The sequence below is a fragment of the Streptomyces niveiscabiei genome, from assembly GCF_001419795.1.
Taxonomy (GTDB): Bacteria; Actinomycetota; Actinomycetes; order Streptomycetales; family Streptomycetaceae; genus Streptomyces; species Streptomyces niveiscabiei.
In genome coordinates this window covers 1-10,486 of sequence record NZ_LIRL01000518.1, presented here as the reverse complement: position 1 = coordinate 10,486, position 10,486 = coordinate 1, and the positions used below count along the sequence as shown (strand labels likewise).

At 70.6% G+C, this 10,486-nt stretch carries 13 protein-coding genes; 7 read left to right on the top strand and 6 right to left on the bottom strand.

Annotation, left to right across the window (positions count from 1 at the left end; genetic code table 11):
- A partial coding sequence (locus tag AOK24_RS24620; RefSeq protein ID WP_055722252.1) for a hypothetical protein occupies positions 1-735 on the top strand: 735 nt, incomplete at its 5' end.
- Positions 736-804: 69 nt separating this feature from the next.
- Here the strand turns inward: AOK24_RS24620 and AOK24_RS24615 are convergent.
- Positions 805-2,016, bottom strand: a complete 1,212-nt coding sequence (locus AOK24_RS24615) for a cytochrome P450 (RefSeq protein ID WP_055722251.1) — start codon at positions 2,014-2,016, stop codon at positions 805-807.
- A gap of 114 nt (positions 2,017-2,130) precedes the next feature.
- Between AOK24_RS24615 and AOK24_RS24610 the strand changes: the two genes are divergently transcribed.
- Entirely contained in the window at positions 2,131-2,799 is a 669-nt protein-coding gene (locus AOK24_RS24610; protein ID WP_240554100.1) for a TetR/AcrR family transcriptional regulator, read from the top strand.
- A 265-nt stretch (positions 2,800-3,064) separates the two neighbouring features.
- On the opposite strand, the gene AOK24_RS24605 is transcribed toward AOK24_RS24610, so the two are convergent.
- Positions 3,065-3,484, bottom strand: a complete 420-nt coding sequence (locus AOK24_RS24605; RefSeq protein ID WP_079056980.1) for a helix-turn-helix domain-containing protein — start codon at positions 3,482-3,484, stop codon at positions 3,065-3,067.
- 11 nt (positions 3,485-3,495) lie between these two features.
- Here AOK24_RS24605 and AOK24_RS46315 point away from each other — a divergent pair, with 11 nt between their 5' ends.
- Positions 3,496-3,909, top strand: a complete 414-nt coding sequence (locus AOK24_RS46315; protein ID WP_240554098.1) for an MmcQ/YjbR family DNA-binding protein — start codon at positions 3,496-3,498, stop codon at positions 3,907-3,909.
- Here the strand turns inward: AOK24_RS46315 and AOK24_RS24595 are convergent.
- The 4 genes from AOK24_RS24595 to AOK24_RS24585 form a co-directional block, all read right to left on the bottom strand.
- Entirely contained in the window at positions 3,872-4,969 is a 1,098-nt protein-coding gene (locus AOK24_RS24595) for an NmrA family NAD(P)-binding protein (RefSeq protein WP_055722249.1), read from the bottom strand. The genes AOK24_RS46315 and AOK24_RS24595 overlap by 38 nt on opposite strands.
- 59 nt (positions 4,970-5,028) lie before the next feature.
- Positions 5,029-5,196 (bottom strand): hypothetical protein, encoded by a 168-nt coding sequence (locus AOK24_RS48660; RefSeq protein ID WP_159051967.1) that lies wholly within the window; start codon positions 5,194-5,196, stop codon positions 5,029-5,031.
- A gap of 81 nt (positions 5,197-5,277) precedes the next feature.
- Positions 5,278-5,883: a dihydrofolate reductase family protein gene (locus AOK24_RS24590; RefSeq protein WP_055722248.1), complete on the bottom strand. Its 606-nt coding sequence runs from the start codon at positions 5,881-5,883 to the stop codon at positions 5,278-5,280.
- A gap of 57 nt (positions 5,884-5,940) precedes the next feature.
- Positions 5,941-7,164: an IS701 family transposase gene (locus tag AOK24_RS24585; protein WP_063799512.1), complete on the bottom strand. Its 1,224-nt coding sequence runs from the start codon at positions 7,162-7,164 to the stop codon at positions 5,941-5,943.
- A 305-nt stretch (positions 7,165-7,469) separates the two neighbouring features.
- Here AOK24_RS24585 and AOK24_RS24580 point away from each other — a divergent pair, with 305 nt between their 5' ends.
- The 4 genes from AOK24_RS24580 (at position 7,470) to AOK24_RS24565 (ending at position 10,376) form a co-directional block, all read left to right on the top strand.
- A complete protein-coding gene (locus AOK24_RS24580) occupies positions 7,470-8,294 on the top strand; it encodes an AfsR/SARP family transcriptional regulator (protein ID WP_107104042.1) in 825 nt (274 codons plus the stop codon).
- A gap of 68 nt (positions 8,295-8,362) precedes the next feature.
- A complete protein-coding gene (locus AOK24_RS24575; RefSeq protein ID WP_055722246.1) occupies positions 8,363-8,944 on the top strand; it encodes an RNA polymerase sigma factor in 582 nt (193 codons plus the stop codon).
- Positions 8,941-9,762 (top strand): MGMT family protein, encoded by an 822-nt coding sequence (locus tag AOK24_RS24570; protein ID WP_055722245.1) that lies wholly within the window; start codon positions 8,941-8,943, stop codon positions 9,760-9,762. The genes AOK24_RS24575 and AOK24_RS24570 overlap by 4 nt, the downstream gene beginning before the upstream one ends.
- Before the next feature lie 53 nt (positions 9,763-9,815).
- Entirely contained in the window at positions 9,816-10,376 is a 561-nt protein-coding gene (locus AOK24_RS24565) for a methylated-DNA--[protein]-cysteine S-methyltransferase (RefSeq protein ID WP_055722244.1), read from the top strand.
- The last annotated feature ends 110 nt before the right edge of the window (positions 10,377-10,486 follow it).

The window sequence follows — 10,486 nt, the reverse complement described above, 5'->3', positions numbered from 1 at the left end:
CCCCACTGGCTCCCGCCCATCTACGCCGCTGTCTACGACACGGCGGAGGTGGGTGGCGAGATCACGGCGGCGCAGGGCCGGCTGATCGCGCGCTGCATGAGGGAGGCCGGTTTCACGTACCCAGATCTTGACCCTGCCGAGATCGGCGCCCCCGACCGCCCCAGGCCGTTCGGGCTGGAGTCTCTCGAACAGCCCGTGGCGGCGGGCGAGAGCCCGATCGCCGAGCAGCCGGGGCGCGTGGACCAGCGCTATGTGCGGGCGCTCTACGACGACGAGGACGGCTGTCAGACGCAGGCCGATGTGCGGCTGCTCGGGGAGAGGCAGAGCCTCAGGAGCTGGTCGGAGACCCGCGTCGGCCTCTACAAGGCGGAGGTGGAGGCGAAGAACCTGCTGTGGCGCCACCCCGACTTCGCGGAACTGAACGCGCGGTGGGCCGCTTGCATGAAGCGGTCGGGATTCACGTTCCGTGATCCGTCGCAGGTGCTGGACGGCCTTCCCCCGAAAGCGACGTTCAGGGCCGAGCCGTCCGCGCGGGCCGATGTGGCCTGCAAGGACCGCACCGGCTATCTCCGGTCGGCGTACACCGGTCTCGCCAGGGCCCAGCGGCACGCGCTCGCCGGGAGTCCGGACCTCCTCCCCACCTGGAAGGCGCTGCTGCGGCGGCAGTGCGACACCGCGCGGCAGATCCTGGCGCGGCCCGCTGCCGAGGCTTCGTCGCCCTGTCCGGCTGCCTGAAGGCGGGTGAGCCCGGTCCGCGTCGCGTGGCCGGGCTCATGGCCTGGAGCCGCTCCCACTGCGGCGGCGTCACCAGGTGACGGGCAGTTCGGTGACGCCGCCGGTGAGCGTGGTGCGTACCTCCAGTTCGTCGAGGGCTTTGGCGAGCCGCAGGCCGGGCAGGCGGTGGGCCAGGGCAGCGAACACGACGCGCAGTTCGACGCGGGCCAGGCTGGCGCCGATGCAGAAGTGCGCGCCGTGGCCGAAACCGAGATGGTTGCGTTCCTCGCGGTCGGGGTCGAAGGTCTCGGCGTCGGTGTAGACGGTGGTGTCGCGGTTGGCCGCGTTGACGGAGAGGATCACGGCGTCGCCGCGGCGGATGGTGACGCCGGCGACGTCGAGGTCGGTGTGGGCGTACCGCAGCAGCCCGAGGTCACCGGGCGCGCCCATGCGCATGATCTCCTCGACGGTGGCGTTGACCCTGCCGTCCGGGTCGGCGCACAGCGCCTGCCAGCGGTCGCGGTGGGTCAGCAGGAGGAGGGTGCCGAGGCCGATGCGGTTGACGGTGGTCTCGTGCCCGGCGAACAGCAGTCCGACGCAGAGGCGGATCATCTCGTCGTAGTCGTAGTCCGGGTCGGTGCTCTGGGCGCGGACGATGTCGGAGAGCACGTCCTCGCCCGGCTGACGGCGTTTGACCTCGGCGAGGCCGGTCATGTAGTGGCTGAACTCGTCGCGGGCGCGGTGGGCCTCGTCGCCGATGGCGTGGTTGGACATGCGTTCCGACAGCGAGGCGAAGTACGCGTGGTCGTCCTCTCGGACGCCGAGCAGCCGGCAAATGACCGCGACCGGCAGGGGGAAGGCGAGGCCGGCGTGCAGGTCCACCACGCTGTCGGGGGCGTCCGCGTGGTCGGTGATCAGCTGGTCGATGCAGCGGTCGACGAGGTCCTGGACGTGGCCGGAGAGCATCTGCATCCGCTTGGCCGAGAACGCCGGGGTCAGCAGCCGGCGCATCCGGCTGTGGTCGGCCTCCTCGGTGTCGTAGTTGCCCGAGGGTCCGTCGAGTACGGCGGCGGAGGTGATGCGTGAGGCTCGTTCCGGTTCGGGGTGGGAGCGGCCGAGCCGCTTGTCGCCGAGGAGGTCGCGGACCTCGTCGTAGCGGGTGACCAGCCAGGCGGGGTCCCCGGCCGGGGTGGTGACGGGCGCGACCGGGGCCTCCCGGCGCAGCACCGCGTAGAAGGGGGCGAGGTCGAGAACGTTCGGACGGGTGAGGGGCAGGTGCAGGCGCTCGGCGGCGACGCTCATGGCTCTCCTCCGGTGGTCCTTCCGGTGGCCCGACCGTAGCACTTTACTGGCAGCGACTGCCAATAATGTTCGCGCCAATCGGCCCGCGCGCGAGGAGCCGCCTACGATCACCCGATGGAGGACTTCAGAGCGGGCACCGGCCACGCACCCCGTCGCGGCCGGCCGCCCGTGAGCAGCGAACAGCGCGAGCGCCAGCGCCTCGACATCTCCCGCCATGCCGTGCGGCTCTTCGCCGAACAGGGCGTGGCCGCCACGTCCGGCGAGGAGATCGCCCGGGCCGCCGGGGTCTCCGAACGCACCCTCTGGCGCCACTTCCGCACCAAGGAGAGCTGCGTGGAGCCGCTCCTCACCCAAGTGGTCGATGCCTTCCGGGCGGCCCTGCGCACCTGGCCGCCCGGCATCGAACTGACGGAACACCTTCGCGAGGCCTACCGTCCGGTCCTCGACTCGTCCTCCGAGGCGGACATCTCGGCCGTCCACGCCGTGGTCCGCCTGACCCGGTACGAGCCCGCGCTCCGCGCTGTCTACCTCGTCCTCGGCGAGCGCGCCGAGGACTCCTTCGCCGAGGCGCTCGCGGCGCGGGTGGGTCTGCCGGCCGACGGGTTCGAGATCCGCTCGCAGGCTGCCGCCATGAACGCCGTGTTCAAGGTGGCCACCGACCTCCTCGCCCGCGAGACAGCCGACACCGGCCTCACCACCGACCTGCTGCACCACCACCGCGAACAACTGGCGGGAGCGCTCAGCCTCGTCACCCGGGGGCTCTCGGCGAGACAGGGCGACTGACAAGCGCGCCGGCGGCGCCGAGCGCCACGGTGAGGGTGTCGCTCCAGGTGCCCGGTTCGGCCGTAGCGGGAGCGGAGGGCGGGGTGTGCACCCGGCCGCGCGGTGGCGCCTCGTCGTGCCACACCGGGAGTCACGCGGGGTGCCGGAAGAACGTGCTCCCTCCGGCTCTCCCCCGCTCCCCACTCCACGGCATCCGATCGGCCGCGGCTCACGCCGAACTCCGCTCCCCCGCACCACGCGGCCTCGGGTGTGGTCGGGCCGTGTTTCACAGGCTCCGGCCGGAGTGCGGGCCGGAGTTGGTGTGGCGGGGTTCTGCCCGGGTCGCCCAGGCGGCGGGCGTGAGACCCGCGTGGTGACGGAAGAAGCGGCCGAAGTCGGCGGGGTCGGGGAAGCCGAGGTGAGCGGTGACGGCGCCGGCGGTCCAGGTGGCGGGGCCGAGGAGGCGGCGGGCTTCGAGGACGCGGCGTTCGTCGATGACCTGGCGGGCGCCGGCGTGGCCGGCGTTCTGGGCGGCGCGGGTGAGGGTGCGGACCGAGCAGCCGAGGAGGCGGGCGTAGTCGTCCACGTGGTGCAGTTCGCGGAAGCGGATTTCCAGGGCGTCGAGGAACCGCCGGTGGACGGCGCGGAAGTCCAGCGACTGGCCGCTCGGCACACCGAGGGGCTGCTCGGCACGGTGCTGGAGCATCCCTTCGGGGGGTGGGCGGTGAGCCTCGCCGGGGCGCGGGTGCAGCGGGCGGCGCGCCGGACGGCCGACTCGCTGCCTGGCACCGTGAGCAGCCGTCCGTTCTCCCCCGGCCTGAGGGCCGCAAGGTTGCCGGGAAGGTCTTTCTGAACGTCACCGACGATCCCGGCGAGCGGATCATTACCGTCAAGGCGGAGCCGGAACATGGGCGGCGGCTGCGTGCGGTGTACGCCACGATCGGCGCCGGGCGCTATCTCGACAAGACCCACTGGATCTCCGTGGGCGCCGGGCCCGGCATCACCGCCGCCCTGGTCGAGGAGTTGGTCACCGACTCCTCGACCTTGTACGGGACTCGGCAGCCCGTGTTCTCGGATTACCCCTGGCAGACTTTCACAGTTTGCCCGTCCGGAAATCCGCGCTGCTCTTGAGGACCGCCGAGTCGGCGGTCCAGTTCTCTCGCTGGACCCTCTCCCAGAGGCTTCCCTTGCCGAGTTCCTTTCCCAGGTGGTCTTCTCGGCGGAACCATTCCTCGGCGGTTCGGATCCGGTGGGGGTGGATTTCGTCGAGCAGGGGGTAGTCCCTGGTGATGATTCCGTGTTTCCACATGTTCCAGAAGCCGGTGAAGTTGTCGCGGAAGGTCATGGTGCTCTTGTCGTGGGGGTCGGCGTTGTATCCGGCGGGGTGGTCGGCGATTCCCGTCAGGTCCGGGCTGTTCCAGTAGGTTTCCAGGTCGGTGTCGATGTACTGTGCGGGATGCCCGGTGACTTTCTCGAAGGCCGCGGCCATATCGGCGTAGGTCATGTGCTCGATGGCGACTTCGAGGTCCATTCCATTGGCCCGCTCGGGATGGTCGAAGAGCCAGCGGACGTAGTAGCCGCAGTCGTCGAGGGCGACGTGCGGGACGGCTCCCTCGCCGAGCGGGACTCGCCAGGTGACGATGCCGTTCTCGATGCTGGGCGTCATGGGCGTGAGCGGCGAGATCACCATCTCGATGTAGGGGCCCGACGTGAAGACCGCGGCTCCCATCCGGTCGCTGTTCTTCTCGTTCTGGAACAGAACCCATTCGGCCATGCGCCCCTTGCCGTCGTAGTGGCCGGTGCGGAACCTGGAGTCGTAGCCCGACTTCTTGAGGGCGTAGTCGAGGTTTCCGTAGACGAAGAACGTGATTCCCTCTTCGATCGCTATCTCGTAACTGCGGATCGCCCAGTAGGTCTCGGTCTTCTCGCCGGTGTTGAATCCGTCGATATTGACGAATGCGCCGTCGCAGCTGCGGAACCCTTCCCGCAGGATGTCTTCGTCGGCGAACGATCCTTCGAGGAGGGAGACATTGCCGAGCCCGAGGAGTTCCTGGGCCCGGGCGGAGCTGGCGTCCCGGGTGAGGACCAGGACGGAGTACTTCTTGTCGGCGACGAGGGCGCGGACGATGGGTATTCCCTGGGCTCCTGTGCCGCCTATGACGAAGATGGTGGAGGTGGAATGGGAAGGCATGGCCTTTGGCTCCTGGGTGGGGAATTCGGGATCGTGAGAAGAGTGCGGCCGACCGCGCGCTACGTACGGGAATGCGCGGTCAGACCGTCGCGTACAGCAGCCCCTTGTCGGCCTCCCGAGCGGAGGAGTTCGTCCAGGTAGTCCGCGCGGAGCGCGGCCTTGTCGCCGACGCAGCCTTGGAAGATCCTGCACAGGACGGGCCTGGGCTCCCCCTTCAGAGCGGTCATGGCTGCGTCCGGAACGCGAGAAACCGATCGGTTTCCACCAAGGTAAACCGATCGGTTTCTGATCGCAAGTACGCCCGCAGGCTAGTAACTGTCGTAGCTGGGCTCGCCGTTCGGCCGGTAGACGCCGACGACGGTGCCGCTCTTCGTCGTCGAGACGCTGACCGGCTCCAGCGCGGTGGGGATCGCCCCGTCGGCGAACAGCCGCTTGCCGGTGCCGATGATCACCGGGTGGATGGTCAGCCGGTACTCGTCGACGAGGCCGTGCCGCATGAGGGTCTGGGCGAGGTCGCCGCTGCCGACGACGTTGATGTCACCGCCGTCCGACGCCTTGAGCTCGCGCACGGCGTCGGCGGCATCGCCTTCCAGCAGGGTGGAGTTCCGCCACTCCAGGGACGTGAGGGTCCTGGATGCCACGTACTTGCGCATGCCGTTCATCCGCTCGGTGAACGGGTTGCCGGGATCGGCACTCGGCCAGTACGACGCGAAGATCTCATACGTCTTGCGCCCGAGCAGCATCGCGTCGGAGGGCTCGTACCAGCCCGCGATGGCCGCACCGACCTCGTCGTCGCTCACCGGCTTCTGCCAGCCGCCGTACGCGAACCCGCTCTCGGGGTCCTCGTCGGGACCGCCGGGCGCCTGCATGACGCCGTCCAGCGACAGGAACGTACAGACAATGATCTTGCGCATGGTGCGCTCCCTTCGTCGATCAGGTAGACCGCACCACCACCGGAAACTCATCGACGATCACCCGGAATCCGCCCTCCCGAAGGGGCTGTCGCCGATGCGCAACCTCGGTGTGCCGCGCTCCTGTCCGGCCGCGGCCGACAGTTCGTGCCAGTCGTACGCGGCCGACACGAGGGTCATGTGGTGGTGCCAGCCGGGGAAGGAACGGCCCTCGAAGTCGAACAGGCCGAAGTCGGTCTGGAGGGACTGGAGGGCGGAGTTCGTGCCGAGTTGGGTGCCGGCCAGGTCGATGAGTTCGTCGACGTCGGCGTGCATGAGGTTGGTGAGCCAGATCTGGGCCGGGCGGGCGTGCCGGGGGTGCCAGGTGGCGAGCAGCCGCAGGGTGTGGCGGGTGCGGGGCAGGTGGACCGGGCCGGAGAGGCTCCAGCGGGCGGTGGAGTGCTGGGCGCGGTGGCGCCGGGAGTGGGCGAGGATCTGCGCGCCTCGGTGGAGCAGTGGGTCGTCGACGCAGAGCTGTTCCGCCGTGACGGTCCTGTTCGCCTGCCACCGCGGGTCGAAGGGTGACCCGACGCGCAGGACGAGGCTGCCGGCGGCGCCGAGGACGAACCGGGCGCCCCGGCCGCTGAGGCCGTTGACGAGGGGTGTCGGGTCGAGCAGGTCCCGGGCGTCTGCCACCACCGGGACCGCCCTGCCGTCCGAGCGCGCGGACTGCGCGTCGACCAGTTCCAGGCCGAGCGCCCACAGCGACCGGGCGTCGCCCGAGTCCGGGATGCGGGCCCGGCGGCGGAGCAGCGGATCGCCGCACCAGGCCGCGGGCAGGTGGAGCCGCCAGTCGACCGGCAGGTCGCCGAGGCGCGTGGAGAGCAACAGTCCGACGCCGATCTGGCAGTTGACGACGCGGCCGGCCGTGGCGTCGAAGCGGCGGTGGACGCCGACCGAGTGCCGGCCCCGCTTGGGCACGACGATCGGTACGAGGTTCCAGGCGCGCACGGCGGCCCGTCGCCCGGTCCAGTCGGCCAGGGCGCTGCGCGACGGCTCCCAGGGCCAGGGGCTCGAACTGACGAACTGGTGCAGCGACTGCGACGCGGTGGGGGCGCCGGAGACTGCGGCGGCCATCCGTCGTACGGACTTGCGTCCCGGGGTGCTGAGCAGGCCCCTGAGGTAGGTCTCCGCCCACTGGCGCTGGTCCTGGCGGGGCAGGTGCCCGAACACCTCTCTGCTGAAGTCGGTGATCGAAATCCTTTGATATTGATCGTGCGCGGGAAAAATCTGCTTCGTGGCCATGCGTGGTCCCCCGTGGTCCCGCTTGCCCTGCGCAAGAAGAATAAAAAGCCTCTCTCTGCTTTCGGCAAGGAAACCCTTCCGAGCTCGTCGTTGGCAAGTCATGAGGAACGTCGACTTGTCGGGACAGACGCCGCCGCCGCGGATCAAGTTGTCCGGCGCGCGGCCGGACCGTACATCTTCCGCCAACGACGAAGGCCCGCGCTTCTTTTTCAAGTCGGCGTTGTGCCGGGCGTTCCTTCAGACACATGGTGCTGTCGCACGCCGGGAACGGACACAGCCGCAGGGATCTGCCGGAGGAATTCTTCATGACGCGACACCATCGAACCGTTCACACCCACTCCGGCGCCCTGCGGGTCGGTGTGCTCGGCCCGCTATCCCTCGTGGTCGACGGCCAGAACCGCACTCCCAGCGCGCCCAAGCCCCGTCAGCTGCTCGCGCTGCTGATCCTCGACACCAACCACATCGTGCGGGCCGGGCAGTGCATCACCGAGCTGTGGGGGTCCCAGCCGCCGAAGACGGCGCTGTCCACGCTCCAGACGTACGTGCTGTACATCCGCCAGCTGCTGCGCGGCGTTCCGGTGGACCGCAGTCACACTCTGGTCACCCACAACCAGGGCTATCAGCTGGTGGTGGAGCCGCAGGCCAGCGACCGGCTCCTGTTCGAGCAGCTCAGCCGGCGCGGCCGGGAGGCGTCCGCCGCGGGGGACGTCGCGCGCTCGGCGCGGCTGTTCCGCGAGGCGCTCGCGGTGTGGCGGGGGCCCGTGCTGGCCGACGTGCCGTCGGGGGCGCACAGTGCGGCGCACGCGGTCGAGCTGGAGGAGTACCGCATGGGGGTGCTGGCCTGGCGGATCGAGGCGGATCTGCGGCTCGGCCGGCATCACGAGCTGCTGCCCGAGCTGGCGGTGCTGGCCGCCCGGCACCCGACGCACGAGAACATCCAGGCCCAGTACATGGTGGCGCTGCACCGGTCCGGGAGGCGCACCGAGGCGCTGCACGTGTTCCAGCGGCTGCGCTGCCGGCTGGGCGACTCCTTCGGCATCGAGCCGGTGCCGCGCCTGCGCCGCCTGTACGACGCCATCGACGCCGGTGACCCCGCGCTGCTGTCGCCCACGGGGTATCCGGCGCCGTGAGGGGCCGCCGGTGGCCTTCGGTGCCGGGTTCGGCAACCCTTTTGCGGGTGACGGTGTTCAGGTAGGTGATGGACAAAGTGGCCGAGCAGTTGACCGATCTGCTGGCGGAGGACCTGGACAGCGGCTTCACGGAGCTGGTGCGGGTCCACGCCAGGTCTGTGCACGCGTTCCTGCTGCGTGTCTCCGGGTCTGCCGCCGAGGCCGACGACCTGGGGCAGGACACGTTCCTGCGTGCCTACACGGCGTTGCGGACGTACCCTCCCGAGCGTCGCCGGGCGCTGAGTCCACGGGCGTGGCTGATGACCATCGCGGCGAACGTCTGGCGCAATCATGTGCGCAGCAGCACTCGCCGTCCGGTGTCGGTCATGCGGGTGGACGACGCGCAGGACACGTGGTCCGGCACCGAGCCGGGCCCGGCGGAACGGGCCCTGACCACGGACGACCGTGGCCGGCTGGTCGCCGCGCTGTCGGAGCTGCCGGAGCACTACCGGATTCCGGTGGTGCTGCGGCACGTGGTGGGCATGAGCTACGCGGAAGTGGCTCAGGTACAGGGTTGTCCCGTGGGGACGGCGAAGGCGCAGGTCTCGCGTGCGATGGGCGACCTGCGGCGGCTGCTGGCGCCGGAGGACGAGAGGGAGGTGACTACATGAACGGGGCACGCCGCGAGGGGCCGGGCACGTCGCCGGTCGACCCGGAGGCTGCCGGTGCGCTGGGCGAACCGCCGGTTCCGCCGGACTTCGCGCTGCGCATCCTGGAGCGCGTGGGCATCGCGCGTGAGCGGTACGACACGTACGTGCGGCTGGACTCGGCGGCGGGCGAGCTGTTCGTGGCCTTCACGCCGGTGTCCGTCACCGGGTCGGCGCTGGCGAGCGGGGGGCTGACGGCCGAGCTGTTCGAGGAACGGCACCGCGCGCGCACCGGCCGTTCCGCGATCCCGGCGACCAAACGGTTCCCCGGCCTGGTCACCGCTGTGCGCACGGGGCGGGCCAGGAAACTGCCGCTGGACCTGGGCCCCGTCGAGGCGGCGGACGCCCAGGTGCTGGACGCGGTCCGGGCCGTCCCGGCCGGGCAGTTGCGTCCGCTGTCCTGGGTCGCGCGGGAGGCCGCGCTGCCCGACTCCGCGAGCCCCGAAACGGTCCTGGGCGCCCTGGCCCGCAATCCGCTCGTCGTGCTGATCCCGTGCCATCGGGTGACGTACGAGAACGGCACTCCGTGCGACGCCGCGTACTCGCCGGACGCCGGGGACGCGCTCCGGGTGGCGGAGGGCCTCGACCTGGCCGAGGTGCGCCGGTGGTCGAGCAGCGGCGCGGCGTTCCTCGGCAGCGACACCACCCGCATCTACTGCCATCCGACCTGCGCCCACGCCCGGCGCATCACCGCGCCCCACCAGGTGCCGTTCACGACCGCGAGGGAGGCCAGCCGTGCGGGCTACCGCGCCTGCAAGAGCTGCCGCCCCCTGTCGGCGTGAGCCGCCCCGCGACCGCCGAGTGCCCGCCCGAACCACCAGCTCAGGAGCTATCCGTGCAGACATCCCACCCCGCCGTCTCCGGCGGTGTCGCGCTGACCGGCCGTACGACACCGCTCGGGGAACTCCGGCTCGCCGCGACCGACGACGCGCTGGTGTACTGCGGGTTCCAGGACCCGGCGGCCGTACGCGAACGAATCCTGCGGGCCGGGCTGCGAGAGACGCCCGCGGGGGCGTGGACGCGGGCGCAGACGGAGCTGTTCGAGGAGGCCGGCCGCCAGATCGACGCCTATCTGACCGGCGCGCGGCAGGAGTTCGACCTGCCCGTGGACCTGGTGCTCGCGACGCCGTTCTGCGCCGAGACGGTCCGGGCACTCCCCAGCGTCGTGCCCTACGGCTCGACAGCCACGTACGGGGAACTGGCCCAGGCCCTCTCCCGGCCGAGGGCCGCGCGAGCGGTCGGCACGGCCCTCGGGTCGAACCCGCTGTGCGTGCTGCTCCCCTGCCACCGCATCGTCGCCTCGTCGGGCCGGTCCGAGGGGTACGCCGGTGGCGCGGCGGCCAAGCGGTATCTGCTGCACCTCGAACAATCCCGCGAGGAACTGCCCGCTCCGTAAAGCACGGGGCCGAAAATTGGCGCAAATGATTCGATGCGCCGGATCATATTCCACGGGATGTAAACCCCAGACAAGAATGATCCCCTAGCCTTAGAGCTTGTCTCACGTGG

Excerpts from the sequence above, each read along its gene's own strand:
- AOK24_RS24615 (WP_055722251.1), bottom strand. The coding sequence starts at position 2,016 with ATGAGCGTCGCCGCCGAGCGCCTGCACCTGCCCCTCACCCGTCCGAAC.
- AOK24_RS24610 (WP_240554100.1), top strand. The coding sequence starts at position 2,131 with ATGGAGGACTTCAGAGCGGGCACCGGCCACGCACCCCGTCGCGGCCGG.
- AOK24_RS24605 (WP_079056980.1), bottom strand. The coding sequence starts at position 3,484 with ATGCTCCAGCACCGTGCCGAGCAGCCCCTCGGTGTGCCGAGCGGCCAG.
- AOK24_RS24595 (WP_055722249.1), bottom strand. The coding sequence starts at position 4,969 with ATGCCTTCCCATTCCACCTCCACCATCTTCGTCATAGGCGGCACAGGA.
- AOK24_RS48660 (WP_159051967.1), bottom strand. The coding sequence starts at position 5,196 with ATGACCGCTCTGAAGGGGGAGCCCAGGCCCGTCCTGTGCAGGATCTTC.
- AOK24_RS24590 (WP_055722248.1), bottom strand. The coding sequence starts at position 5,883 with ATGCGCAAGATCATTGTCTGTACGTTCCTGTCGCTGGACGGCGTCATG.
- AOK24_RS24585 (WP_063799512.1), bottom strand. The coding sequence starts at position 7,164 with ATGGCCACGAAGCAGATTTTTCCCGCGCACGATCAATATCAAAGGATT.
- AOK24_RS24580 (WP_107104042.1), top strand. The coding sequence starts at position 7,470 with ATGACGCGACACCATCGAACCGTTCACACCCACTCCGGCGCCCTGCGG.
- AOK24_RS24575 (WP_055722246.1), top strand. The coding sequence starts at position 8,363 with ATGGACAAAGTGGCCGAGCAGTTGACCGATCTGCTGGCGGAGGACCTG.
- AOK24_RS24570 (WP_055722245.1), top strand. The coding sequence starts at position 8,941 with ATGAACGGGGCACGCCGCGAGGGGCCGGGCACGTCGCCGGTCGACCCG.